The sequence below is a fragment of the Pseudomonas sp. 2024-210 genome, assembly GCF_045062345.1.
Lineage (GTDB): Bacteria > Pseudomonadota > Gammaproteobacteria > Pseudomonadales > Pseudomonadaceae > Aquipseudomonas.
Genome location: NZ_JBJGEJ010000002.1, coordinates 275,789 through 301,111 on the forward strand (window position 1 = coordinate 275,789; position 25,323 = coordinate 301,111).

Genomic DNA, 25,323 nt, shown 5'->3' on the forward strand with positions numbered 1-25,323 from the left:
CCGGCAAAAACTGGTTGCACCTTATTTGCTTTGTTGCATAGCATTCGCAGCCAAGGTGCAACCGCTTTAATGCCGGGGCGCCAGCTGATGGTTTTCCTGGGGGAACGTCAGTTTAAATGCAGGGCTTTGTTCATCGTCTCAAACAGGACGTTTGTGAGCGTTCAACCAGACCGCTGCTAAACATAAAAACAATGCCAGGGCTTAATGTAATGAGTGTGAGTAACCCAACCCTGATCACGTTTGTGATCTATATCGCGGCAATGGTCCTCATCGGCCTTATGGCCTATCGCTCCACCAACAATCTTTCTGACTACATTTTGGGCGGCCGTAGCTTAGGCAGTGTTGTGACTGCATTGTCCGCTGGCGCTTCCGACATGAGCGGCTGGTTGCTGATGGGGTTGCCCGGTGCAATCTATATGTCCGGCCTGTCCGAAAGCTGGATCGCCATCGGTCTGGTGGCCGGTGCCTACTTGAACTGGCTGTTTGTGGCGGGTCGTCTGCGCGTACAAACCGAGCACAACGGCGACGCCTTGACGCTGCCCGACTATTTCTCGAGCCGTTTTGAAGATCACAGCGGGCTGCTGCGGATTATTTCGGCCATCGTGATTTTGGTGTTCTTCACCATCTACTGCGCCTCTGGCATCGTGGCCGGCGCTCGTCTGTTCGAAAGCACGTTCGGCATGCCGTACGAAACAGCGTTGTGGGCCGGTGCTGCTGCGACCATTGCTTACACCTTTATTGGCGGCTTCCTGGCTGTGAGCTGGACCGATACGGTGCAAGCCACACTGATGATTTTTGCGCTGATCCTTACGCCGATCATCGTGTTGCTGGCGACTGGCGGTGTGGACACGACCTTCCTGGCCATCGAAGCACAAGACCCAAGCAACTTCGACATGCTTAAGGGCACCACCTTTATTGGCATCATCTCGCTGATGGGCTGGGGACTGGGTTACTTCGGTCAGCCGCATATCCTGGCCCGCTTCATGGCGGCGGACTCGGTCAAGTCGATCGCCAAGGCGCGTCGTATCTCCATGACCTGGATGATTCTGTGTCTGGCCGGTACGGTTGGGGTAGGTTTCTTCGGTATTGCCTACTTCTCGGCCCATCCGGAACTGGCCGGCCCTGTGACTGAAAACCCTGAGCGGGTGTTCATCGAGCTGGCCAAGTTGCTGTTCAATCCGTGGATTGCGGGCGTGCTGCTGTCGGCTATTCTCGCGGCGGTGATGAGTACCTTGAGCTGCCAGTTGCTGGTGTGCTCCAGCGCCCTGACTGAAGACTTTTACAAAGCATTCCTGCGCAAAAATGCCTCCCAGCTCGAGCTGGTGTGGGTAGGTCGGATCATGGTGCTGGTGGTTGCTTTGATCGCCATTGCATTGGCCGCTAACCCTGAAAACCGTGTGTTGGGTCTGGTGAGCTACGCGTGGGCAGGCTTCGGGGCTGCATTCGGCCCGGTGGTCCTGATCTCTGTACTGTGGAAAGGCATGACCCGTCAGGGCGCATTGGCCGGTATTCTGGTCGGTGCCATCACTGTGATCGTGTGGAAGCACTTTGCCTTGTTCGGTCTGTACGAAATCATTCCGGGCTTTATCTTCGCCAGCTTGGCCATTTGGCTGGTTAGCGCGATGGGCCAAGGCCCGAGCAAGAAGATGATCGAGCGTTTCGACGCTGCCGAGAAAGACTTCCAGCAGAACAGCTGATTGGTCTGAGCCGCGGCTCAATCAAGCCGTGCAAAAAAAACGGCCCGTCTCGTTGGAGGCGGGCCGTTTTGTTTGGGGATCCATGGAAAGCACATCATGAGTCGGATGGTTTGCCCGTTTAGACCTGACATTTCTCATGTGTTGTGAGGGTTCTTCTGAAGCGTTAATGGCCTGCTGAAGACGTATTAGCCTTGGTTGAGTGCTCGGTTTTGAGCGCATAACCCAGGACACTTAACATGCGAAAAAAGATATTCCTCGGAAATATTTCCCCTCGTGACTTGCCGTTTTCGCTGCGCAGCGATTATGTCTGGACCCTATCGCTCTTCGCCGTGAAGCCGGGAGGCTCAGAACGTTTATTGCTTGAGACACGTGGTTTCTACGCGATTCCCGCTCCCTGGACATTTGCCTTTCACTTGGATGACGACGAATCACCCAGCCTGGTTGAAGGTTACAAAATTCGTGTCGAGGTGCTGGATCAGCACGTGCTGATAGCAGATGCCACCGAGCAGTTCTCGATTGATTGGCTAGCTGCTTCAATGGACAGCGTTCATAACCTGGTGCTTGAGCCTCAAGCGATTTGATTAAAACACCGCTTGGCGCGGAGCGAGGCTTTACCCCTGACGTTATGAGCTGCACAGGGTAAACTTCGCCCCCTGCGCAGGAGCAACCATGAACTATCGTCACGCCTTCCACGCCGGCAACCACGCCGACGTGTTCAAACATATTGTCTTGACCCGACTGATCGCCTTGATGTCGCGTAAAGAGCAGCCGTTCGCTTATCTGGATACCCATGCCGGGATTGGTTTGTATGATCTTAAAGGTGATCAGGCCAACCGCACCGGCGAGTACCTGGAAGGCATCGCCCGCTTGTGGGATCAAAAAAACCTGCCCGCTATCACCGCGGATTACATGCAGGTGTTGCACAAGATGAACCCGGATGGCGAGTTGCGCTATTACCCTGGTTCGCCTGAGTGGGCGCGGCGCTTGACCCGTTCGCAGGACCGCATCTTGCTGAACGAAAAACACCCCGAAGACGGTGTGATGCTCAAAGACAACATGAAAGGCGACCGTCGTGTGGCCGTGCATTTGGGCGAAGGCTGGCATGTGCCGCGGGCGTTGCTGCCCGTGGCGGAAAAACGTGCGCTGATGCTGATTGACCCGCCGTTTGAAAAGCTGGACGAGATGAAACGCTGCGCCGAATCATTGAAAGATGCGATCAGCCGCATGCGTCAGACCGTGGTAGCAATTTGGTATCCGATCAAGGACAAACGTCAGCTGCGTCGTTTTTACCAAGACCTTGCGGGTTCCGGCGCGCCGAAACTGTTGCAGGTCGAATTGTTCGTGCACCCGCTGGACACCCCCAACAGCCTTAATGGCTCGGGCTTGGCGATTGCCAATCCACCGTGGGGTCTGGAAGAAGAGTTACGCGAGCTGATGCCTTGGCTGGCCAAGAAACTGGGGCAAACCCAGGGTGGCTGGCAGATGGAGTGGTTGATCGCTGAGTAGCAGAGGACAGTGGTCTGCTGCAAGCTGCAAGCTGCAAGACAAAAGCACAAACCTTGTATTAGGTCGCTTTGCTTATAGCTTGCCGCTTGTAGCTGCTTTTAGCTTGCCGCTCCCCTCAAAGAGGGCATACCACCCCGGTGCCGCCAATGCCGCAATAACCCTGGGGGTTTTTCGCCAGGTATTGCTGGTGGTATGCCTCAGCGAAGTAGACCGTTGGCGCTTCTTCGATTTCTGTTGTGATCTCGCCAAGGCCGGCTTTGTCCAGTTCTGCCTGATAAGCGTCTTTGCTCCTCTTTGCTTCGTCCAGCTGCTCCGGTGTAGTGCAGTAGATGACTGAACGGTATTGACTGCCGATGTCGTTGCCCTGACGCATGCCTTGCGTCGGGTTGTGCAGTTCCCAGAACATTTTCAGCAGGTCGGCGTAGCTGACTTTGTCCTGATCGTAGACCACCAACACCACTTCGGTATGGCCCGTCAGGCCCGAACACACTTCTTCGTAGGTCGGGTTAGGTGTGTAACCCCCTGCGTAGCCAACGACGGTGCTGACCACGCCTTCGCGCTCCCAGAATTTGCGTTCTGCACCCCAGAAGCAGCCCAGACCAAAAATGGCGAAGCCGACATTGCCCAGAAACGGCCCCAGCAAGGGGGTCTCTTTGAATACATAGTGGTATTCAGGCAGTTGCATCGGTGTTTCGCGGCCCGGCAGGGCTTGTTCTTGAGTAGGTAGCACGTTTTTATTCACCAGAATTTCCGAGCGCAAGACCATTGTTCATGTCCTCTCAGTCAGAGTGAGTGTAGGAAGTCAGGCTAGCAGTGTGCCCGAGTGTTGCAATGCTGTCAGGCCAAAGGGCCGCGTGGATAGCGTTTGAGTTTTTCCATCAGTTCATCGCCGGGGATAGGGCGGTCGAACAAATAACCTTGACCCACATCGCACCGGTGGCGACGCAGAAAAGCAAGCTGGGCAGCCGTTTCGATGCCTTCGGCGACCACTTTGAGCTTGAGGTTATGGGCCATGGCAATCACTGCGGAGGTGATTTCCATGTCGTTTTGGTTGTCGGGAATGTCTTTGACGAAGCTGCGGTCAATTTTGATGACGTCGATCGGGAATTTTTTCAGGTAGCTGAGCGAAGAATAGCCGGTGCCAAAATCGTCCATGGCCAAGGTCAGGCCCATCTCTTTCAGCTGGTCGAGCTGCAAACGCGTGTCATCTGTGGCTTCGAGGAGCAGACCTTCGGTCAGTTCGAGTTCCAGCAGGCCAGCAGGCAGTTGTTCTTCCTTGAGGATGGTGGCGATGGAGGCCACCAGATCGGGGTCGGAGAACTGCTTGGGCGACAGATTGATCGCCACTTGCAGGTTGCCCAGCCCGTTGTCGCTCAGGTGCTTGCTCATGCGGCAGGCCTGACGTGCCACCCATTTGCCAATTGGAATAATCAACCCGGTTTCTTCAGCCACGCTGATGAACTGGTCCGGGCGGATCATGCCTTTTTCAGGGTGGTTCCAACGCAGCAAGGCTTCCATGCCGAGCAATCGCCCGGAGCGCAGGCATAGCTTGGGTTGGTAGAACACGTCGAGTTCGTTTTGCGTGAGGGCTCGGCGCAGGTTGTTTTCGACGAAAAGTTTGTAGCTGGCTTCAGCGTTCAGGGCCTCAGTGAAGACTTGAACCTGATGTTTACCGTTAGCTTTGGCTTTGTGCAGCGCCAGCCCGGCATTGCGCATCAGCGTTTGCGGGTCGAGCCCGTGCAAAGGAGCGCAGGCAACGCCGACAGAACCGGTCACGCTGATGAGCTGATTGTCGACAAACATGGGTTTGTCCAAGGTCATGAGCAGTTGGTTGGCGGTGTCTTGGCCGGCTTCTACTGCGGTGTCGTCAAGCAATACAGCAAATTCATTACTGGCGAAGCGCGCCAGAATGTCAGCGGGGCTAAGGGTATTGCGCAGGCGTCGTGCCAGGCTGATCAGCAGTTTGTCACCCGTTTGATGGCCGAGGCTGTCATTGATGCGCTTGAAGTTATCGATGTCGACCAGTAGCAGGCAAATAGGGCCGGTGCTGGTGCGGGCAAAGCGCTCATCAAGGGTGCGGATAAACGCAGGGCGATTGCCCAGGCTGGTCAAATTGTCGGTATAGGCCAAGCGTTCTATGCGCTGCTGCGCCAGTTTCGCTTCGGTGATGTCTTCGTAAATGCCGATGTAGTGGGTCAGTTCCCGGTGGTCGCCGTACACCTTGGAGATCGACATTTGGCCCCAGTACGGTTCGAGGTTTTTGCGTCGGCTTTTGAACTCGCCTTGCCAACTGTTGCCTTTGCTCAGGCTCGAATGCGCATCAAACAACAGGTCGCTGAGGTTCTCCAGTGCGGGCAGCTCGCTTAACTTCTGGCCCTGCACTTCGTCGGAGCTGTACTGGGTGATAGCGGTAAAGCTGGGGTTGACGTACTCCACCACACCTTCGCAGTTGACCAGCAAGAAGGCGTTGGCGCTTTGCTCGACAGCCCGCTGAAACAGGTGCAAGGCGCTGGTGGCTGTGCGTCGGTTGTGGTTGTTGATGACTTGCGCGAACTGGTCGGCCAGTTCGCCGGCAAAGGCTATTTCATCCGATTGCCACACCCGGCTTGTACCGGTTTGCTCAAGGCACAGTACACCCACGACCTGTCCGTCGATGCGGATGCTGGCGTCCAGCATGGCATTGGTCTCGTGGCGGCTCTGGGTGGCGATGAGTTCACGGGTGCGCGGGTCGCGGTTGGCGTTGTGCGCATCGATGGAGCGGCTGGTGTGCAGGGCTTCAAGGTAGTCAGGGAACTGGCTGATATCGAGTGTGTTGAGCAACACAAAGCTCTGGCTTTCACGCAGGAAGGCCGAAACGGGGTGCAAGGCGTTGCCTTCAAGGTTCCACAGGCTCGCGCCATCGACTTGATACATGTCGCAAGCGCTGCGGGTGATCAGTTCGGCCGCTTCTTGCAGTGAGTTGTGCTGACTGTAGCGGTGACGGGCGAGCAACAGAATTAACTCCTGTTGAGCGCGAACGCGCTCCAGGTGCTGGAGTTGTTCTTGCTGGGCACGCTGGTTGAGCTCCAACGCCATATGCAGTCGGCTGTTCTGGGATTCTGGTTCGGTCAAGGCTGAAGACGGTGCGTTTTCAAGCACCAACAGGTAGCCCCGTAGCAAGTGGCGGCTATGGTGTTTGTAGGTTTCGCCCGCTTCCATCACCTTCAGTGGGCCCTGTTGCGTGTGCAAGGTGTAATGCACGACGTAGTGAGGCTCGCTGATGAGTTGGCGGGTAATGGACTCATGCAATTGATGGCGGGCTTTAGGCTCCATCAAGCTGGCATAGGGTGACGTGACCTGAGTGCACAGCTCATTCGCTGAAGCGCCGAAATGGCGTTCGCAGTTAGGATCGAGATAAAGCAGTGCCCAACTGGCGTCATTAAGCCGCTCGAAACGCAGCATGCCGAGCCGCGAAGGCACGGGTAACTGGGTCACGACCTCGGATGCCATGCGCACGGCAGCATCGGGTTGGCTTTTCATTGAACACTCGCTTCACAAATGCTGATGGCGCACGGGCGGATGCCCTTATCATGTGGTTATCGGCAAGGTTGCATCAAGCACACTGCGCTGACAAGTGAACAAGGAGGCTAAGTGCTATAGAAGGCTATCGGCTGGTGTTCAGGATTCTGGAGTTTCTTTATACCTTGGCCCTCACCCCAACCCTCTCCCTCTGGGAGAGGGTTAGGGTGAGGGGCTTTCATAAATCGCAGGCAAAAAAAGCCCCGCCAAAAGAGCGGGGTTGAGGTACGAGCGTGGCGCTCGGAAAACAGTGCGCTATCCCGGCCTTCGGTGAGGAAGGCCGGGACGTGGCTTACAGCAGGATCGTGCGGATGTCGCCCAGCAACTGGCTCAGACGCTGGGTGAAGCGTGCAGCCGCGGCGCCGTTGATCACACGGTGATCGTAGGACAGCGACAAAGGCAGCATCAGTTTCGGCTGGAAGGCTTTGCCATCCCAGACTGGCTGAATGGTGGCCTTGGAAACACCCAGGATCGCCACTTCCGGCGCGTTGACGATCGGCGTGAAGCCGGTGCCGCCAATGTGGCCGAGGCTGGAAATAGTAAAGCAAGCGCCTTGCATGTCGTCAGCAGTCAGCTTTTTGTCACGGGCCTTGGCAGCCAGTGCCGCGGCTTCGGCTGCCAGTTGCAGCAGGCTCTTCTGATCAACGTTCTTGATCACAGGTACCAGCAGGCCATCCGGGGTGTCTACGGCGAAGCCGATGTTGACGTACTTCTTGCGGATGATCGCTTTGCCGCTTGGCGCCAGCGAGCTGTTGAAGTCCGGCATTTCCTTGAGCAGGTGCGCGCAGGACTTGAGCAGCAGAGGCAGCACAGTCAGTTTCACACCGGCTTTTTCGGCGACAGCTTTCTGCGCAACGCGGAAGGCTTCCAGCTCAGTGATGTCAGCCTGATCGAACTGAGTCACGTGCGGGATGTTCAGCCAGCTGCGGTGCAGGCTCGACGCGCCAATTTGCATCAGGCGAGTCATGGCCACTTCTTCCACTTCACCGAAACGGCTGAAGTCGACGGTCGGAATTGGCGGGATGCCAGCACCACCGGTTGCACCGGCAGCCGGCGCTTCCTTGGCCTTCTGCATCATGGCTTTGACGTAAGCCTGTACGTCTTCCTTGATGACGCGCCCGTGCGGGCCGGTTGGCGGCACGGCGCTCAGCTCGACACCGAACTCGCGGGCCAGTTGACGCACAGCAGGGCCGGCGTGAACCTTGCCGCCTTTTGGTGCAGGCGCTGCGGCCGGGGCAGGAGCAGCCTCGGCTTTGGCGGCTGGCGCAGGTGCTGGAGCAGCGGCAGGCGCTTGAGCGTTGGCAGCAGGTGCTGACGCGGCTTGGGCCGGTGCTGCAGGCGCCGCAGCGCCCGCCACTTTAAGCTTGAGGATGAAGTCGCCAGTGCCAACTTCATCGTCCAGCTTGACCGCAATGCTTTCCACCACACCGGCAGCCGGCGATGGAATTTCCATGCTGGCCTTGTCGGACTCGAGGGTGATCAGCGATTGATCAGCCTCAACGGTGTCGCCAGCCTTGACCAGAATCTCGATGATTTTGGCTTTGCCCGACGAGCCGATGTCCGGGACATGAATGTCCTGAACAGTCGAGCTTGCAGGTGCAGGTGCAGGTGCAGGTGCAGGTGCAGCAGCCGGGGCCGCTGGGGCCTCAGCAGCTGGCGCGGCAGCTGGCGCGGCAGCTGGCTTTTCAGCAGCGGCCGCTGGGGCAGCGGCTGGCGCTTCAGGTGCCGCAGCGTCGCCTTCGGCTTCCAGCTCCAGCAATTCATCGCCTTCTTTCAAACGGTCGCCCAGCTTTACTTTCAGGCTTTTGACGATACCGGCCTTGGGAGCAGGGATTTCCATGCTCGCCTTGTCCGATTCCAGCGTCAGAATGCTCTGGTCCGCTTCTACACGGTCGCCGACTTTTACAAACAGTTCGATGACTTCACCGTCACCGCTGCCGATGTCAGGTACTCGAATGAGTTCGCTCACAAATATTCTCCTCAGCAGTCCAGTGGGTTGCGTTTTTCCGGGTTGATACCGAACTTCACGATGGCTTCTGCAACCACCTTAGGTTCGATGTCGCCACGGTCAGCCAGTGCTTCCAGGGCTGCCAACACCACGAAATGACGGTCTACTTCGAAGAAGTGACGCAGTTTTTTGCGGCTGTCGCTGCGGCCGAAACCGTCAGTGCCCAGCACTTTGAATTCCTTGACCGGTACCCACTGGCGAATCTGTTCAGCGAACAGCTTCATGTAGTCAGTCGAAGCAATAACCGGACCCTTACGGCCTGTCAGGCATTCTTCAACGTAGCTCAGCTTAGGCTTCTGGCCCGGGTGCATACGGTTGGTGCGCTCTACGGCCAGGCCGTCGCGACGCAGTTCGTTGAAGCTGGTCACGCTCCATACGTCAGCACCGATGTTGAATTCGTCACGCAGGATTTTCGCCGCTTCACGCACTTCACGCAGGATGGTGCCGGAGCCCATCAGTTGTACGTGGTGAGCCGCTTCCTTGGTGTCTTCTTCAAGCAGGTACATCCCTTTGACGATGCCTTCTTCAACACCGGCCGGCATGGCAGGCTGCTGGTATGACTCGTTCATCACGGTGATGTAGTAGAAGACGTCCTGTTGCTCTTCGGTCATCTTCTTCATGCCGTCCTGAATGATCACCGCCAGCTCATAGCCGTAGGTCGGATCGAAGGTGCGGCAGTTCGGGATGGTCGAAGCCAGAATGTGGCTGTGACCGTCTTCGTGTTGCAGGCCTTCACCGTTGAGCGTGGTACGCCCGGCGGTGCCGCCGATCAGGAAGCCACGGGTGCGGCTGTCGCCAGCAGCCCAAGCCAGGTCGCCAATACGCTGGAAGCCGAACATCGAGTAGAAGATGTAGAACGGCAGCATGGGCTGGTTGTGGTTGGAGTACGAAGTACCGGCCGCGATGAAGGAGCTCATGGCGCCTGCTTCGTTGATGCCTTCTTCGAGAATCTGACCTTTTTTGTCTTCTTTGTAGAACATCACCTGGTCTTTATCGACTGGCTCATAGAGCTGGCCAACGGACGAGTAGATGCCCAACTGACGGAACATGCCTTCCATACCGAAGGTACGGGCTTCGTCCGGGATGATCGGAACGATGCGCTGACCGATGTCCTTGTCCTTCACCAGCTGTGCCAGGATGCGCACAAAGGCCATGGTGGTGGAGATTTCACGGTCGCCGGAGCCGTCAAGGATAGCCTTGAGGGTGTCCAGTGGCGGCGTCGGAATGCTCAGGCTCTTGGCGCGACGCTGAGGCACGAAGCCACCCAGTGCTGTGCGACGCTCCATCAGGTAGCGTGCTTCAGCGCTGCCTTCTTCGGGTTTGAAGAATGGCAGGGATTCGATCTCTTCATCTTTGACCGGAATGTCGAAACGATCGCGGAACAGCTTCAGGCTTTCAACATCAACCTTCTTGGTGTTGTGCGCGGTGTTTTTCGCTTCGCCGGCGCCTGTGCCATAACCTTTGATGGTCTTGGCCAGAATGACGGTTGGCTGGTCTTTGTGATTGACCGCTTCGTGGTACGCCGCGTAGACCTTGTACGGGTCGTGGCCGCCACGGTTGAGTTTCCAGATTTCGTCGTCGGACAGGTCAGCAACCATCGCCTTGAGTTCTGGCGTGTTGAAGAAGTGTTCACGTACGAACGCGCCGTCTTTGGCTTTGTAGTTCTGGTATTCGCCGTCGATGACTTCGTCCATGCGGCGTTGCAGGATGCCGTCGACGTCTTTGGCCAGCAGTGGGTCCCAGAAACGGCCCCAGATGACTTTGGTCACGTTCCAGTGAGCACCACGGAACACGCCTTCAAGTTCCTGGATGATCTTGCCGTTGCCGCGAACCGGGCCATCGAGGCGCTGCAGGTTGCAGTTGATGACGAAGATCAGGTTGTCGAGGTTTTCACGGCCAGCCAGGGAGATGGCGCCCAGGGATTCCGGCTCGTCGCACTCGCCGTCGCCCAGGAAACACCAGACTTTTTGCTTGCCGGCTGGAATGTAGCCGCGCGCTTCCAGGTACTTCATGAAGCGTGCCTGGTAGATCGCCTGAATCGGGCCAAGGCCCATCGAGACGGTAGGGAACTGCCAGAAATCAGGCATCAGCCAAGGGTGCGGGTAAGACGACAAACCGTGACCGTCGACTTCCTGACGGAAGTTGTTCATCTGGTCTTCGGTGATGCGGCCTTCCATGAACGCACGGGCGTAAACGCCTGGGGAGGTGTGGCCCTGGAAGTAGATCAGGTCGCCGCCGTGTTCTTCGGTCGGAGCCTGGAAGAAGTAGTTGAAGCCGATGTCATACAAGGTTGCGCTGGAAGCGAAGCTGGAGATGTGACCGCCCAGGTCAGAATCTTTCAGGTTCGTGCGCATAACCATCGCCATGGCGTTCCAGCGTACCAGCGAGCGAATGCGGCGTTCCATGAACAGGTCGCCAGGCATGCGTGCTTCGTGGGTAACAGGAATCGTGTTGCGGTATGGCGTGGTGATGGCGTACGGCAGTTGCGAACCGGTGCGGGTAGCGAGCTCACCCATACGGGTCATGAGGTAGTGAGCGCGTTCTTCGCCTTCTTTGTCGAGAACCGATTCCAGGGCGTCCAGCCATTCCTGGGTTTCGACGGGATCGAGGTCTTGCATGGCTTGCTCCAGGGCGGAAAGGCTTCCAGAATCGGTTGCCTGAGTTTGCGACTGGCCTTGTGGGCAGACGACATAAATTCTTGGATCGCCGAAAGGTTGTTTTCCGGCGTTGTGTAGTTTTACTACAAATCGTCGGCCATTTCAGCCTTTCGACTCTGCAGGTCAGTAGTAAAACTACATGAAGTGCTCTGCTGGCGGTCTGTTGCCTTGTGGGAAAAATCGATAATGTTGGTTAGATATTGACTATTAGGCCATTGGCGTAGATGTTTGCTGCCAATAAAAACCAAAATTAAGCTATTTACAACCTTTGTTAGACAGTCGGATTTAACCGCTGTTTCTTCCTGTCACCGTACCCGGCAACCCTGTCGCCGATCAAGGATAGACCATGAGCCTTCCCTCGCTAGTCCCCCTCCCAAGCCTTTTGTTGCCACTTGCCAGTCGCGCAGAACACGCGTGGCGTGCAGCAGTCGCTGACCTTGCGGGCGGGCTCGGGCTGGATGACTGGTCGTCGGATCGTTGGTCTGACTTTCATCGGGTCAGTGCGGCCAGTGACTTTTTTATTGAGCACGTTTCACGTGACCCGTTGATGTTTCTGGCGCTGGTGAGTTCCGGTGAGCTGGAGCGCAGCTTTGCCCCGGGTGAACTGTGCGGGCAGATTGGCGCTGCCGTTGAACAGGCTGGCACTGATGATGAATTGGGCCGTGAGCTGCGCCGTCAGCGCACTCGCCAGCAAATCCGGATTATCTGGCGTGACCTCACCCGTCAGGCCGATTTGATTGAAACCTGTCGCGACCTATCGGACATGGCTGACGCCTCTATCGACCAGGCCTACCGCTGGTTGTATCAGCGCCATTGCCAGCAATTCGGTACGCCTACTGGGCACCGCAGTGGCGAGCCGCAGCAGATGGTGATTCTGGGCATGGGCAAGCTCGGCGCAGTCGAGCTGAACCTGTCGTCGGACATCGACCTGATTTTTGCCTATCCCGAGGGCGGGGAGACGGTCGGTGCCAAGCGCCCGCTGGATAATCAGGAGTTTTTTATCCGCCTGGGTCAGCGTCTGATCAAAGCACTGGACCCCATGACGGTCGACGGGTTTGTATTTCGCGTAGACATGCGGTTGCGCCCCTATGGCTCGTCGGGTGCGTTGGTTTTGAGCTTTAACGCACTGGAGCAGTATTACCAGGACCAAGGGCGCGACTGGGAGCGCTACGCCATGATCAAGGCCCGTGTGGTGGCCGGTGATCAAGTGATGGGCGCGCAGTTGCTCGACTTGCTGCGCCCCTTCGTTTATCGGCGTTACCTCGACTTCTCCGCCATTGAAGCGTTGCGCACCATGAAGCAGTTGATTCAGCAGGAAGTGCGGCGCAAAGGCATGGCCGACAACATCAAGCTGGGGGCGGGCGGGATTCGTGAAGTCGAGTTTATTGCTCAGGCGTTTCAGCTGATTCACGGCGGACGCGACCTCAGCTTGCAGCAGCGTCCGCTGCTTAAAGTGCTGAAAATCCTCGAAGGGCAGGGCTATTTGCCCGCCGCGGTGGTGGGTGAGTTGCGCGAAGGCTACGAATTCTTGCGCTACACCGAGCACGCGATACAGGCCATTGCTGATCGCCAGACCCAGATGCTGCCGGACACCGAACAGGATCAGGCGCGTATCGCCTTCATGATGGGTTTCGACAGTTGGGCCGCCTTCCACGCGCAGCTCATGGCGTGGCGTGAACGAATTGACTGGCATTTCCGTCAGGTCATCGCCGACCCGGATGATGAAGAAGACATCGACGAGGGCGAACTGATCGTCGGCGGTGAGTGGCTGCCCTTGTGGGAGGAAGTACAAGACGACGCTGCTGCCTGTGTCCAGCTTGAAGAAGCGGGATTTGTCGATGCCCCCAAAGCATTGAAGCAACTGGCCGCGCTGCGTGCCAGCCCGCAGTTGCGCGCGATGCAGCGTTTGGGGCGCGAGCGGCTGGATGCCTTTATCCCGAGGCTTTTGGCTCAAGCGGTCGAGCACGCCAACCCGGATCTGGTGCTGGAGCGGGTCTTGCCGCTGGTTGAGGCGGTTGCGCGACGTTCAGCTTATTTAGTCTTGCTGACTGAAAACCCCGACGCGCTGCGCCGTTTGCTGACCCTGTGCGCAGCCAGCCCGTGGATTGCCGAGCAAATTACCCGCTTTCCGCTGTTGCTCGACGAATTGCTGAACGAGGGCCGACTGTTCAAGCCGCCGCTGGCGCCTGAGTTGGCTGCCGAGCTGCGCGAGCGTTTGACCCGCATTCCCGAAGACGATCTTGAACAGCAAATGGAAGCGTTGCGTAACTTCAAGTTGGCGCACCGTTTGCGAGTGGCCGCCTCGGAAATCGCCGGCAGTCTGCCACTGATGAAAGTCAGCGATTACCTGACCTGGCTGGCCGAAGCCATTTTGGAGCAAGTGCTGGCACTGGCCTGGCGCCAGACGGTGGCCAAGTACGGCACGCCGCTGCGCACCGACGGCAGCTTGTGCGACCCCGGCTTTATTATTGTCGGCTACGGCAAAGTCGGCGGGATCGAATTGGGGCATGGCTCGGATCTGGACCTGGTGTTTATTCATGACGGTGACCCCAATGCCGAAACCGATGGCGCCAAGCCGATCGACGGGTCGCAGTTTTTCACGCGTCTGGGGCAGCGAATCATTCATTTACTGACCGCGCAAACCAACTCCGGCCAGCTGTATGAAGTTGATATGCGCTTGCGTCCTTCAGGGGCTTCGGGCTTGTTGGTCAGCTCGCTGGGCGCCTTTGAGCGTTATCAGGAAAACGAAGCCTGGACCTGGGAACATCAGGCGTTGGTACGGGCGCGCGTGTTAGTTGGGTGTAAACAGGTCGGGGCAGCGTTCGAGAAGGTGCGCGCCCATGTGCTGGAGCGTGAGCGTGACCTGCCGAAGCTGCGTCAGGAAGTCAGCGAGATGCGCGCCAAAATGCGTGACAACCTGGGCACTCGCATCACGGTTGCCGGTACGGCGGAAAATGCCTTCCAGCCCACGGTGCCCTTCGATCTCAAGCAAGACGCTGGAGGTATCGTCGATATTGAATTTATGGTGCAATACGCGGCCCTGGCGTGGTCCAGGGAACACCCGGCGTTACTGCGCTACACCGATAACATCCGCATTCTGGAAGGGCTGGAAGACGCCGGGCTGATGCCTGCTGCTGATGCCAGTCTGTTGCGCGAGGCTTACAAAGCCTTTCGCGCCGTCGCCCACCGGCAAGCCTTGCAGAAGGAGGCCGGGGTGGTCGGCGGAGATCAGTTTGTCATGGAGCGTCGCCATGTGCGGCGTATCTGGCAACAATTGGGGTTGTGGGAAAGCAGCGGCAAGAATCAAGCTACAAGCGGCAAGTAAAAGCTTGCTGCCGATGGCTTGAAGCTGCTCTAAGCTTGCCGCTTGAAGCTGCTTCTTGCCGCTTAAAACTTGCAGCTTGAAGCTGCTCTTATGAGGATCTTAATGATGTCGATGGCTGATCGTGATGGTGTGATCTGGTATGACGGCAAGCTGGTGCCGTGGCGCGATGCCACAACCCACGTGCTGACCCATACATTGCACTACGGCATGGGCGTGTTTGAAGGTGTGCGCGCTTACGAAACCCCGCAAGGTGCGGCGATTTTCCGTTTGCAGGCGCACACTGACCGCCTGTTCGATTCGGCCCACATCATGGGCATGAAGATCCCGTTCAGCAAAGACGAAATTAATGAAGCGACCCGCCTGGCGGTGCGTGAAAACAACCTCGACAGCGCCTACATCCGTCCGATGGTGTTCTACGGATCTGAAGCCATGGGCCTGCGCGCCACCGGTCTGAAGGTTCATGTGATCATTGCGCCGTGGAGCTGGGGTGCCTACATGGGCGCCGAAGCGCTGGAAGTCGGGATCAAGGTGCGCACCAGCTCCTTTACCCGTCACCACGTGAACATTTCCATGACCCGCGCCAAGGCCAACGGTCACTACATCAACTCGATGCTGGCCTTGCAGGAAGCGATTTCTGGCGGTGCTGACGAAGCGCTGTTGCTGGACCCGGAAGGCTTTGTGGCTGAAGGTTCGGGCGAAAACGTGTTTTTGGTCAAAGACGGTGTGATTTACACCCCGGACGTGACGGCGTGCCTGAACGGCATCACGCGCAGCACGATCCTGACGCTGGCCACTGAGCACGGGTACAAGTTTGTTGAAAAACGGATTACACGCGATGAGGTGTACATCGCCGACGAAGCGTTCTTTACCGGCACCGCCGCTGAAGTAACGCCGATTCGCGAAGTGGACGGTCGTCAAATTGGTATCGGCCGTCGTGGCCCGATTACTGAAAAACTGCAAAAAGCCTACTTTGATCTAGTGACCGGCAAAACATCGAACCACCCAGAGTGGCGTACACTGGTCAAATAAAGCGATATGGCATCACAGCGGGGAGGCGAATGCCTCCCTTGCTTGTTTATGGAAACTTATGAATATTTTGATCGTTGGGCCCAGCTGGGTCGGTGACATGGTGATGGCGCAGACACTGTTCCAGTGCCTGAAACAGCGTCACCCAGAGTGTGCAATCGATGTGCTGGCCCCCGAGTGGAGCCGGCCCATCCTTGAGCGCATGCCTGAAGTGCGCCAGGCCTTGAGCTTTCCGCTCGGCCACGGCGCGCTGGAACTGGCTACGCGGCGCAAGATCGGCAAGTCCCTCAAGGGCCAGTACGATCAGGCCATCCTGCTGCCTAACTCGTTGAAATCGGCCCTGGTGCCTTTTTTCGCCGGCATCCCCAAACGCACCGGCTGGCGCGGCGAGTTCCGTTACGGGCTGCTCAACGATGTGCGAACGCTCGATAAAGCGCGTTACCCGCTGATGATCGAGCGTTTCATGGCGCTGGCGTATGAGCCGGGCGCAGACCTGCCCCGGCCGTACCCGCGCCCTGATTTACAAATTGACCCGGTAAGCCGCGATGGCGCGCTGAACAAGTTTGGTCTGACGATGGACCGGCCCGTGCTGGCGCTGTGCCCCGGCGCCGAGTTCGGTGAGTCCAAGCGCTGGCCGTCCGAGCACTACGCTGCCGTGGCTGAGCAAAAGATCCGCGAAGGCTGGCAAGTCTGGCTGTTTGGCTCCAAAAACGATCATGGCGTGGGTGAAGACATTCGCGCACGCTTGATTCCCGGCCTGCGTGAAGAGTCCGTCAACCTCAGTGGCGAGACTTCGCTGGCTGAAGCCATCGACTTGCTGTCGTGCGCTGATGCCGTGGTGTCCAACGATTCCGGGCTGATGCACGTGGCTGCGGCGCTTAATCGCCCACTGGTGGCGGTGTATGGTTCGACCTCGCCGGGCTTCACCCCGCCTTTAGCCGACAAGGTCGAGATTGTGCGTCTGGGGCTCGAATGCAGCCCGTGTTTTGATCGCACCTGCCGTTTCGGGCACTACAACTGCCTGCGTGAACTGATGCCTGCGCCTGTGCTTGAAGCCTTGCAGCGGTTGCAGGGTTCAGTGGTCGAGGTCAACTAGGTGCGCGTTCTGTTGGTGAAAACCTCATCCCTTGGGGATGTGATTCATGCGCTGCCGGCGTTGACCGATGCGGCGCGGGCGATTCCGGGCATTACCTTTGACTGGGTGGTGGAAGAAGGCTTTGCCGAGATCCCGACCTGGCACCCGGCGGTGGATAAGGTAATCCCGGTGGCCATTCGTCGCTGGCGCAAAAATATCTGGCAAACCCTCAAGAGCGGTGAGTGGAAGCGGTTTAAACAAAGCCTGCGCGCCGAAAAATACGACCTCGTGATTGACGCCCAAGGCCTGGTAAAAAGCGCGTGGCTGACCCGATACGTCAACGCACCGGTGGCCGGGTTGGACAAAAACTCGGCCCGCGAACCCTTGGCCAGCCGTTTTTATCAGCGTCGCCTGGCCGTGGCTCGCGGGCAGCACGCGGTTGAGCGTTTGCGTCAGTTATTTGCCGTTGCGCTGGGTTACGACCTGCCCAAAGGGCTGGGTGATTACGGCCTCGACGTTGATCGCTTGGTTGAATTACCGCGCAAAAAGCCCTACGTATTGTTTCTGCACGGCACTACGTGGGACACCAAGCACTGGCCTGAGGTGTATTGGCGCGATTTAACCCTTCGCATGGGTCATCTGGGCGTCGAAGTGCGTTTGCCTTGGGGCAACCCGGCTGAAAAAGCTCGCGCCGAGCGCATTGCCAGCGGCATGCCGCATGCCGTGGTGTTGCCCAAGCTGAACCTGGCGGGCGTTGCCAAAGTGCTGGCCAGTGCCAGCGCGTGTGTGGCGGTGGATACCGGGTTGGGGCATTTGGCGGCGGCACTGGATGTGCCCACCATTTCCCTGTTTGGCCCGACCAACCCCGGCCTGACCGGGGCCTATGGCAAGGCGCAAATCCATTTGGCCAGCGATTTTCCGTGTGCGCCGTGCCTGCAAAAAAAATGCACCTACACGCCGACTGCCCAGGACCAGCAGCGGTTTGATCTGAAAAACGAGTGGCCTTTGTGCTTCACCCGTTTGAACCCTGAGCGTGTCGCGAGTCGATTAAGCACGTTGTTACTGGCTGAGGAACTGCGCTGATGCAACTGGCTTTTGTACTGTACAAATATTTCCCGTTTGGCGGGCTGCAACGCGATTTCATGCGCATCGCGCTGGAATGCCAGCAGCGTGGCCATCAAATTCGTGTGTACACGATGATTTGGGAAGGTGACATTCCGCCCGGTTTTGAAGTGTTGGTCGCGCCGGTGAAGGCGTTCCACAATCACACCCGCAACGAGAAAATGCTCGCCTGGATGCAGGCCGATCTGGCCAAACGCCCGGTCGACCGCCTGATTGGCTTTAATAAAATGCCGGGGCTGGACGTGTACTACGCCGCCGATGGTTGTTTTGAAGACAAGGCGCAGAACCTGCGTCATTCGTTCTACCGCTATTTCAAGCGCTACAAGCATTTTGCCGAGTACGAGCGTGCGGTGTTCGACAAGGACGCCAAGACGCAAATCCTGATGATTTCCGAAGTCCAGCAACCGCTGTTCATCAAGCATTACCACACCCCGCCGGAGCGCTTTCACTTGCTGCCGCCGGGTATTGCGCTGGACCGGCGTGCGCCGCCCAATGCGGCCGAGGTTCGTGCCGAGTTTCGCCGCGAATTCAAGCTGGCAGACGACGATCTGCTGCTGGTGCAGATCGGCTCGGGGTTCAAGACCAAGGGGGTCGACCGCAGCCTAAAAGCACTGGCGGCGCTGCCTGGGGAGCTGAAAAAGCGTACGCGTTTGTTTGTGATTGGTCAGGACGACCCCAAGGTTTTCCAACTGCAAAGCGCGACGCTGGGGCTGGGCGAGCATGTGCAGTTTCTCAAAGGGCGCAGCGATATTCCGCGCTTCCTGTTGGGTGCGGACGTGCTGATTCACCCGGCCTATAACGAAAACACCGGCACCGTACTCTTGGAAGCGTTGGTGGCGGGCTTGCCTGTGCTGGTCAGTGCAGTGTGCGGCTATGCCCATTACATCGCCGATGCAGACGCAGGCCGTGTGCTGGGCGAACCGTTCGAACAGTCGCAACTCAACGATTATTTGACTCACATGTTGTCCGATGATGCTGCGCGCGCAGCCTGGAGCCGTAATGGCCTGGCCTACGCGCAGACGGCCGACCTCTATAGCATGCCGCAACATGCTGCGGATGTGATTCTGGCGGAGCAACACTGATGAAACTGATACTGGCAGAACCGTTCAAGAGCCTGTGGGCCGGGCGCGATGCGTTTGCCGAAGTCGAGCGCCTGGAGGGCGACGTGTACCGCGAGCTGGAAGGGCGTCGTACCTTGCGTACCGTCGTCGACGGGCATGGTTATTTTGTAAAGATTCACCGTGGCATTGGCTGGGGTGAGGTGTTCAAAAACCTGCTGTCGGCCAAGCTGCCCGTTCTGGGAGCTGGCCAGGAATGGCGGGCAATCAAGCGCTTGACTGAAGTCGGCGTGCCCACCATGACTGCCGTCGCGTATGGCGAAAAAGGCAGCAACCCGGCGACCCAGCATTCGTTCATTGTCACCGAAGAACTGGCGCCTACGATCAGTCTGGAAGACTTCACCCTCAATTGGGTCAAGCAACCGCCGCAGCCGCCGCTCAAGCGCGCGCTGATTGCTGAAGTGGCCCGCATGACCGGCATGATGCACCGCGCAGGTGTGAACCATCGCGACTGTTACATCTGCCACTTTTTGCTGCACACCGACACGCCGGTCACAGTCAATAATCTGCGCGTGTCGATCATTGATCTGCACCGTGCGCAAATCCACACAGTGATCAGCAACCGCTGGCGCAACAAGGATCTGGCTGCGCTGTATTTCTCGGCACTGGACATTGGCCTGACGCAGCGTGACAAGTTGCGCTTCCTGCGGGGTTACTTCCAGCAGCCGTTGCGTCAGATTCTGCGTGATGAAGCCAGCCTGCTGACGTGGCTGGAAGGCAAGGCGAGCAAGCTGTACGCCCGTAAGCTGCGTCACGGAGATGCACTGTAATGGCGGGATGGAATCTGAACCCTGCTTACAGTGAGTTGGCCGCAGACTTTGGCAGCCTGGATGCGGTGTTTGCCTTAAAGGGCGAGCACCTGACCCGTGACCCCTTGTCTGAAGTGATTCGGGTCAAGCTTGGCGGGGTCAATTACTACGTCAAACGCTACACCGGCGCAGGCAAAGGCTTGCGCCGCTACGTGGGCCGCCCACGGGTGAAGTCGGAGTGGCAGAACCTCAAACGCTTCGCCAAGTGGGGGATTCCCACGGCTGAAGTGGTGGCGTGGGGGCTTGAACGCAGTGGCTTTGCCTACGCTCGTGGTGCCCTGATCACCCGCGAATTGCCCAACACCCGAGACCTGTCGGACTTGGCGGACAACCACGATCCGTTGCTCAAGGACCGTGCCTGGGTCGATTGCGTGAGTCGCCAATTGGCGCATTGCACCAAGACCATGCATGACCACCGCTTTACGCATAATGACTTGAAGTGGCGCAACCTGCTGATCGACGACCAGCCCACGTTGTACTTTATCGATTGCCCGAACGGTGATTTCTGGCGCGGCTTCTGGCTCAAGTACCGCATTACCAAAGACCTGGCGTGCCTGGACAAAGTGGCTAAATACCACCTTTCTTACACTCAGCGTTTACGCTTTTATTTCCAATACACCGGGCGTACGACGCTCAACGCCGCAGACAAGGAACGAGTCCGCCATATCGTGCGTTTTTTTGAGGGCCGGGAATGACTGACTTTGTGGCGCCCGCTGACCGCGCTTTGCTTGAGCGCAATGGGCTGGCCGATTTTGACGCCTTGTGGAACGTGCAGCTGGATGCAGTGGACGAACCCAACACCCGTGGCGATGGCTGGAGCCGTGTGTTCCGACTGGATTGCGAAGGCCAGGGCTTCTACCTCAAGCGCCAGAGCAACTACTTGACCCGTACGTTGCACAGCCCACTGGGCGAGCCCAGTTTTGCCCGCGAGTTTCGTAATATCCGCCGGTATCAGCAGTTGGGGATTCCTGCGCTTGAAGCGGTCTTTTTTGGCGAGCGAAAAGTGCCGGGCGAACGTCGGGCCATTCTGATGACCCGTGCGCTGGATGGCTGGAAAGACCTCGATTCATTGTTGGCCCAATGGCCGCAGCTGACCGAGCAACAGCAGCGGGCCATTGTGTTGGCCTGTGGCCAACTGGCGCGTCAGTTGCACGCGTTGCGTCAGGTTCACGGTTGTTTCTATCCCAAGCATATTTTCTTGCAGGCTGACGGCGACGCCTACCGCGCGCAATTGATCGACCTGGAGAAAACCCGGCCATTGCTGCTGGGCCAGCGCGACCGTGTCAAAGACCTCGAGCCGTTACTGCGCCGCGCCCATGCCTGGAATGAGTCCGATGTGCGCGCCCTGCTGGCCGCCTATCTCGATCAGCCGCATGACAGCGCTCTGGTGAACACCTGGCTTGAGCGTTTGAACGGTCGTCGCACACATAAGGAAACTCGCTGATGCGCTTATCCGAACTGCAACACGCCGGGCGTACGCCGGGCTTGCCGCTGAGCATTGAACTGGCAGACGCAGCCGGGCCTGCGCAGTTGCAAATGCTGACCTTGCTGCGTGTGCTGCCGGGTCAGCGTTATGTGGGTGCGGGTGTGTGGCGCGGACGTACGGTGCTGGCCAAGTTGATGGTCGGCAGCAAAGCCGCACGTGAGTTCGGGCGTGAGCTGGCCGGTGTGCAACTGCTGGCCGAGCAAGGTCTGACCACCCCTCAATTGCTGGCCGATGGCTTGTTGGACGGCGAGGGCGGCTGGCTGTTGTTCGAGTTTCTGGATGGCGCGCAAAGCCTCGATGAAGCCTGGAAGGCGGTGCAGGATTTACCGGTGCTGGCGGATGAACAGCAAGCGGTGCTGGGGCAAGCCTTGGCGGCGATAGGCCAGATGCACCTCAAGGGCGTGTGGCAGGAAGATTTGCACCTGGACAACCTGCTGCGTCACAACGGTCAGTTGTACCTGATTGATGGGGCCGGTATCCATGTCGAGCAGGCAGGCAAACCGCTGTCTCGTGACAAAGTCTTGGAAAACCTCGGGGTGTTTTTTGCGCAGCTGCCCAAATCCCTTGAACCGTTTACTGAAGAATTGCTCGTGCATTACCTGCTGAGCAACGGCGAAAACGCGTTGCCACTTGAAGCCCTGCTAAAACAGGTCGAAAAAGTGCGCAGTTGGCGCTTGAATAATTTTCTAAACAAGACGGGCCGTGATTGCACCTTGTTCAGTGTGCAGCGTGGGCCGTTTGCCTTGCGCGCCGTGCGCCGTGAGGAAGAGGCGGCGATGATGCCAGTACTGGTGCATGCCGATGCTTTGCTCGATAACAGTCATCTGTACAAAACCGGTGGCACAGCCACGGTGGGCAAGGTTGAGGTGGCGGACCGCTCGCTGGTGATCAAACGCTACAACATCAAAAGTTTTGCTCACTGGCTGACGCGCTTTTGGCGGCCGAGCCGGGCTTGGCATTCGTGGCGTGAAGGCAATCGGCTGGCCTTCCTTGGCATCGCCACGCCCAAGCCGCTGGCACTGCTTGAAACCCGATTTTTGTGGTTGCGCGCCAAAGCGTATCTGGTGACCGAGTACCTGCCGGGGCCGGACATCATTGAGCGTTTTGCCCCGTATACCGAGAACGGCGATGCCCCTGAGGCTGAGTTACAGGCGCTGGATCGTCTGTTTGCCGACTTGATCCGCGAGCGCATCAGTCACGGTGATCTCAAGGGCTATAACGTGTTCTGGGACGAGGGGCGCTGGGCGCTGATTGATTTGGACTCGATGTGCCAGCACGCCTCACAGAGCAGCTTCGCCCCGGCGTATGCCCGTGACCGTGCGCGCTTTATGCGCAACTGGCCGGCGGGCAGTGCCTTGTATCAGGTGATTGATCAGCGCTTGCCGAAAGACGTGTGAAGCAACAGATCAAAAAGACCGAGAACACGTTCGCTGCCGCAGGCTGCGATCTGTTTATCTTTGCGATTAAAAGCTGTACTGCGCTCCGGCACCGGCGTACCACGAACGGCCCGGTGCGGCTTCGTAGAAGCGGCTATTGCCGTCCGCCACAATCACCGAGCCCACATACTGACGGTCCAGCAAGTTGTCCAAGCGTAACGTCTGGTGGAAGGTCCAGTGCTCGACCTTCTGCTCAAACTTCGCCCGCCAGTTGAACACGCTATATGCTGGGGCCGCCTTGGCAGTGTTGGTGTCTTCGACATAGACTTTGCTGCGGTACATGCCCTCGATCGCCGTGCTGACCCAGTCGGCCGGTTTCCAGTTCACTTCAGCAAACAACGTAGTCTGCGGCACGCCCGGCAGGTAGTTGCCCTTGGCGACTTCTTTTCTTGAAGTTCCGCTACCGCTAACAAAATCGCTATCGTAGGTCGCTTGCAGGCGGGTGTAAGCCAGGGAAGTGGTCCAATGCTCGCTAAGCTGGCTTTCGATCCCCAGTTCAAAGCCACGACGCAGTGTGCGGCCAGCGTTTTGGTAGGTGGTGCGTCCAAACTTGTTGTCTAAAACCACCAGTTCATCTTCAGTGGTGATCTGGAACACCGCTGCATTGATTCGTGTGTTGTTGAGCTGGGCTTTCAACCCCATTTCGTATTGTGTGCTTTCAGACGGCTTGAGGCCGAAGTTAAAACCCTGTCCGCTTGGCGAGTACGCCAGCTCGGCCTGAGTCGGCGTTTCAAAGCCTTTACCTGCGCTGACATAACCATGTAGTTCAGGTGTGAAGGCATACATCACGCTTATCGACGGCGTGGCTTTTTCGTAGCGTTTGGTGCCGCTGTCGTCGCCATTGGTGGCCGTTATGAACTGATCATCGACATCCATTTCCATGGTGCTGTAGCGCAAGCCCGTCTGCACCGTCCAGTTGTCCAGCTCCCAGTTTGCTTGCACGTATGGGTCTAGGCTGCGGGCGGTATCGACTTCGTCACGAACCATTGCGCCTTTAACACCCAGTTGATCGCCAATGTAGTTGTTGTAGCCGTGGCGGCTATCCTGGCTTTGGTCGAAATCTAGGCCGCCGATCAAGGTTAGGTTACCCGGTACGCCATACACCGGCTGCATCCAGCGCAGGCTGCCGCCGTAGAATTTACGGTCGAATTGAACGACGCCCCCGCCTTGTTCATTACCCGGCGTTCCTTTGGGAATAGCCAAATACTGAATCACGCTGCGGGTGCCGGTGTACGCGTTGACCTGCAAGGTCGCGTCGCCGATGTAGCGTTCGTAGTTCAGGCCCACTTGCTGGTGATCGATGCTTTTGCGCGTGTTGTAGGTCAGCGCGTTGGGCGTCACGGAGCGCGGGTCGGCCTTGTAGGCGGCCCAACTTTGGCCCAAGGGGTCTTGGGTGCCGTTCTGTTCAAGGCTGCTGTAAATGAGCGCCAGTTTGCTGTCTTCGTCGGGCTTCAGATTGAGCTTGGCAAAGGTCTGATCGCGGCGGGCGGCGCTGTGGTCGCGATAGCCATCGGTGTCCATGCGCGAAGCGTCGAGCACAAAGCCCACGTCATCAACCGCACCTTCGGCCGTCAGGTGGTTTTTGCTCATGCCGTCGCTGCCCACCAGGGTTTCGGCGCCAATACGCGGAGGCCCTTCGCCATCGCGCGAAAACATTTGAATCACCCCGCCCGCATTGCTGCCATACAGCGTGGCCGCCGGGCCACGCAGTACTTCGATGCGCTCGGCGGTGTCGAGGTTAAAGGTGGCCGCCTGGCCCTGACCATCCGGGGTGCTGGCCGGAATGCCATCGGCAATCAGCTTGATCCCGCGCACGCCAAACGCCGAGCGAGCGCCAAAACCACGGGATGAAATTTGCAAATCCTGCGCGTAGTTCTGACGGTTTTGCACCACCAGTCCCGGTACACGGGACAGCACTTCAGAGGCGTTGATGCCCAGTTGACCGTCCTGGATTTGCGTCTGGTCGATGCTGTCTACCGAATACGGCAAATCGAAGCTTGGGCTGGCGCTGCGTGAGCCGGTAATTACGCTGGGGTCGAGTTCCAGCGGTTCGGCAAGGCTCCAGGGCGTCAGGAAGAGTCCGGGCAGTAAAACGGCTAGGCGAGCGGGTGCAAAATATTTCATGAGGGGTATCGGGGTTCCGTGTGACGCGACCCGTCTTGGGCGACGGGTATCAGGCTAGCAGAGGGCGCGCAGTTTAGCGGGTGAGTCGTGGGATTGCTTGGCTCACTTTAGGAAGTGGATGCCTGACGATCACGTGGGCAGCCATGTTATTGGGCACCGCGAGGCTAAATGCTAGCGTGCCTGACCCTTGTGAAGGGCAACCGGAGATGACGGAACAATCGGCTTTATGCTCGAGATTTTTTAGGGATGTGATCGCCTCTGCGGTTGTCGCTATGTGGGTGTGGCCCTTTCACGATTAATCGACAAACGACCGACGGCAGCCTTGTATTGCGCGAGCGCTGGCAGCCAGGGAGATACCTGACTGCCCTGGCGGTGT

General features: G+C 57.9%; 17 protein-coding genes. 12 read left to right on the forward strand and 5 right to left on the reverse strand.

What is annotated here, in order from left to right; translation table 11 throughout:
* Positions 1-209 precede the first annotated feature (209 nt).
* The 3 genes from putP to ACI7MX_RS03945 all read left to right on the forward strand — a co-directional run bounded on the left by putP (position 210) and on the right by ACI7MX_RS03945 (position 3,203).
* Positions 210-1,697, forward strand: a complete 1,488-nt coding sequence (gene putP / locus ACI7MX_RS03935; protein ID WP_405585082.1) for a sodium/proline symporter PutP — start codon at positions 210-212, stop codon at positions 1,695-1,697.
* Between the two features lie 236 nt (positions 1,698-1,933).
* Positions 1,934-2,278 carry a hypothetical protein gene (locus tag ACI7MX_RS03940; RefSeq protein WP_405585084.1) on the forward strand — a complete coding sequence of 115 codons (345 nt, stop codon included), beginning with the start codon at positions 1,934-1,936 and terminating at the stop codon, positions 2,276-2,278.
* An 88-nt stretch (positions 2,279-2,366) separates the two neighbouring features.
* Positions 2,367-3,203, forward strand: coding sequence for a 23S rRNA (adenine(2030)-N(6))-methyltransferase RlmJ (locus ACI7MX_RS03945; protein ID WP_122785140.1), 837 nt, complete (start codon positions 2,367-2,369; stop codon positions 3,201-3,203).
* Between the two features lie 115 nt (positions 3,204-3,318).
* On the opposite strand, the gene msrA is transcribed toward ACI7MX_RS03945, so the two are convergent.
* The 4 genes from msrA to aceE all read right to left on the reverse strand — a co-directional run bounded on the left by msrA (position 3,319) and on the right by aceE (position 11,387).
* A complete protein-coding gene (gene msrA, locus ACI7MX_RS03950) occupies positions 3,319-3,969 on the reverse strand; it encodes a peptide-methionine (S)-S-oxide reductase MsrA (protein WP_314483772.1) in 651 nt (216 codons plus the stop codon).
* 71 nt (positions 3,970-4,040) lie between these two features.
* On the reverse strand, positions 4,041-6,722 hold the full coding sequence (locus ACI7MX_RS03955) for a putative bifunctional diguanylate cyclase/phosphodiesterase (RefSeq protein ID WP_405585089.1): 2,682 nt from the start codon (positions 6,720-6,722) through the stop codon (positions 4,041-4,043).
* Between the two features lie 331 nt (positions 6,723-7,053).
* Positions 7,054-8,730, reverse strand: coding sequence for a dihydrolipoyllysine-residue acetyltransferase (aceF, locus tag ACI7MX_RS03960; RefSeq protein ID WP_405585092.1), 1,677 nt, complete (start codon positions 8,728-8,730; stop codon positions 7,054-7,056).
* 11 nt (positions 8,731-8,741) lie between these two features.
* On the reverse strand, positions 8,742-11,387 hold the full coding sequence (gene aceE / locus ACI7MX_RS03965; protein ID WP_405585095.1) for a pyruvate dehydrogenase (acetyl-transferring), homodimeric type: 2,646 nt from the start codon (positions 11,385-11,387) through the stop codon (positions 8,742-8,744).
* Between the two features lie 385 nt (positions 11,388-11,772).
* Between aceE and glnE the strand changes: the two genes are divergently transcribed.
* The 9 genes from glnE (at position 11,773) to ACI7MX_RS04010 (ending at position 22,784) form a co-directional block, all read left to right on the forward strand.
* The gene (gene glnE / locus ACI7MX_RS03970) at positions 11,773-14,751 is read left to right on the forward strand and encodes a bifunctional [glutamate--ammonia ligase]-adenylyl-L-tyrosine phosphorylase/[glutamate--ammonia-ligase] adenylyltransferase (protein ID WP_405585098.1); all 2,979 of its coding nucleotides are present in this window, start codon (positions 11,773-11,775) and stop codon (positions 14,749-14,751) included.
* A 105-nt stretch (positions 14,752-14,856) separates the two neighbouring features.
* A complete protein-coding gene (locus tag ACI7MX_RS03975) occupies positions 14,857-15,780 on the forward strand; it encodes a branched-chain amino acid transaminase (protein ID WP_122785134.1) in 924 nt (307 codons plus the stop codon).
* 58 nt (positions 15,781-15,838) lie between these two features.
* Positions 15,839-16,873, forward strand: a complete 1,035-nt coding sequence (waaF, locus tag ACI7MX_RS03980) for a lipopolysaccharide heptosyltransferase II (RefSeq protein WP_122785133.1) — start codon at positions 15,839-15,841, stop codon at positions 16,871-16,873.
* Positions 16,874-17,935, forward strand: coding sequence for a lipopolysaccharide heptosyltransferase I (gene waaC / locus ACI7MX_RS03985; RefSeq protein ID WP_405585102.1), 1,062 nt, complete (start codon positions 16,874-16,876; stop codon positions 17,933-17,935).
* Positions 17,935-19,056 carry a glycosyltransferase family 4 protein gene (locus ACI7MX_RS03990; protein WP_405585105.1) on the forward strand — a complete coding sequence of 374 codons (1,122 nt, stop codon included), beginning with the start codon at positions 17,935-17,937 and terminating at the stop codon, positions 19,054-19,056. Before waaC ends, ACI7MX_RS03990 begins: the two co-directional genes overlap by 1 nt.
* Positions 19,056-19,862: a lipopolysaccharide core heptose(I) kinase RfaP gene (rfaP, locus tag ACI7MX_RS03995; protein WP_405585108.1), complete on the forward strand. Its 807-nt coding sequence runs from the start codon at positions 19,056-19,058 to the stop codon at positions 19,860-19,862. The genes ACI7MX_RS03990 and rfaP overlap by 1 nt, the downstream gene beginning before the upstream one ends.
* Entirely contained in the window at positions 19,862-20,596 is a 735-nt protein-coding gene (locus ACI7MX_RS04000; protein WP_314484295.1) for a lipopolysaccharide kinase InaA family protein, read from the forward strand. Before rfaP ends, ACI7MX_RS04000 begins: the two co-directional genes overlap by 1 nt.
* Positions 20,593-21,345 carry a lipopolysaccharide kinase InaA family protein gene (locus tag ACI7MX_RS04005; protein WP_314484298.1) on the forward strand — a complete coding sequence of 251 codons (753 nt, stop codon included), beginning with the start codon at positions 20,593-20,595 and terminating at the stop codon, positions 21,343-21,345. The genes ACI7MX_RS04000 and ACI7MX_RS04005 overlap by 4 nt, the downstream gene beginning before the upstream one ends.
* Complete coding sequence (locus ACI7MX_RS04010; protein WP_405585113.1) at positions 21,345-22,784, forward strand: lipopolysaccharide kinase InaA family protein; 1,440 nt, start codon at positions 21,345-21,347, stop codon at positions 22,782-22,784. The genes ACI7MX_RS04005 and ACI7MX_RS04010 overlap by 1 nt, the downstream gene beginning before the upstream one ends.
* A gap of 66 nt (positions 22,785-22,850) precedes the next feature.
* On the opposite strand, the gene ACI7MX_RS04015 is transcribed toward ACI7MX_RS04010, so the two are convergent.
* The gene (locus ACI7MX_RS04015) at positions 22,851-24,947 is read right to left on the reverse strand and encodes a TonB-dependent receptor family protein (RefSeq protein WP_405585115.1); all 2,097 of its coding nucleotides are present in this window, start codon (positions 24,945-24,947) and stop codon (positions 22,851-22,853) included.
* Positions 24,948-25,323 lie beyond the last annotated feature (376 nt).

Coding starts and splice junctions, on each gene's coding strand:
- putP (WP_405585082.1), top strand. CDS start 210: ATGAGTGTGAGTAACCCAACCCTGATCACGTTTGTGATCTATATCGCG.
- ACI7MX_RS03940 (WP_405585084.1), top strand. CDS start 1,934: ATGCGAAAAAAGATATTCCTCGGAAATATTTCCCCTCGTGACTTGCCG.
- ACI7MX_RS03945 (WP_122785140.1), top strand. CDS start 2,367: ATGAACTATCGTCACGCCTTCCACGCCGGCAACCACGCCGACGTGTTC.
- msrA (WP_314483772.1), bottom strand. CDS start 3,969: ATGGTCTTGCGCTCGGAAATTCTGGTGAATAAAAACGTGCTACCTACT.
- ACI7MX_RS03955 (WP_405585089.1), bottom strand. CDS start 6,722: ATGAAAAGCCAACCCGATGCTGCCGTGCGCATGGCATCCGAGGTCGTG.
- aceE (WP_405585095.1), bottom strand. CDS start 11,387: ATGCAAGACCTCGATCCCGTCGAAACCCAGGAATGGCTGGACGCCCTG.
- glnE (WP_405585098.1), top strand. CDS start 11,773: ATGAGCCTTCCCTCGCTAGTCCCCCTCCCAAGCCTTTTGTTGCCACTT.
- ACI7MX_RS03975 (WP_122785134.1), top strand. CDS start 14,857: ATGTCGATGGCTGATCGTGATGGTGTGATCTGGTATGACGGCAAGCTG.
- waaF (WP_122785133.1), top strand. CDS start 15,839: ATGAATATTTTGATCGTTGGGCCCAGCTGGGTCGGTGACATGGTGATG.
- ACI7MX_RS03990 (WP_405585105.1), top strand. CDS start 17,935: ATGCAACTGGCTTTTGTACTGTACAAATATTTCCCGTTTGGCGGGCTG.
- rfaP (WP_405585108.1), top strand. CDS start 19,056: ATGAAACTGATACTGGCAGAACCGTTCAAGAGCCTGTGGGCCGGGCGC.
- ACI7MX_RS04000 (WP_314484295.1), top strand. CDS start 19,862: ATGGCGGGATGGAATCTGAACCCTGCTTACAGTGAGTTGGCCGCAGAC.
- ACI7MX_RS04005 (WP_314484298.1), top strand. CDS start 20,593: ATGACTGACTTTGTGGCGCCCGCTGACCGCGCTTTGCTTGAGCGCAAT.
- ACI7MX_RS04010 (WP_405585113.1), top strand. CDS start 21,345: ATGCGCTTATCCGAACTGCAACACGCCGGGCGTACGCCGGGCTTGCCG.
- ACI7MX_RS04015 (WP_405585115.1), bottom strand. CDS start 24,947: ATGAAATATTTTGCACCCGCTCGCCTAGCCGTTTTACTGCCCGGACTC.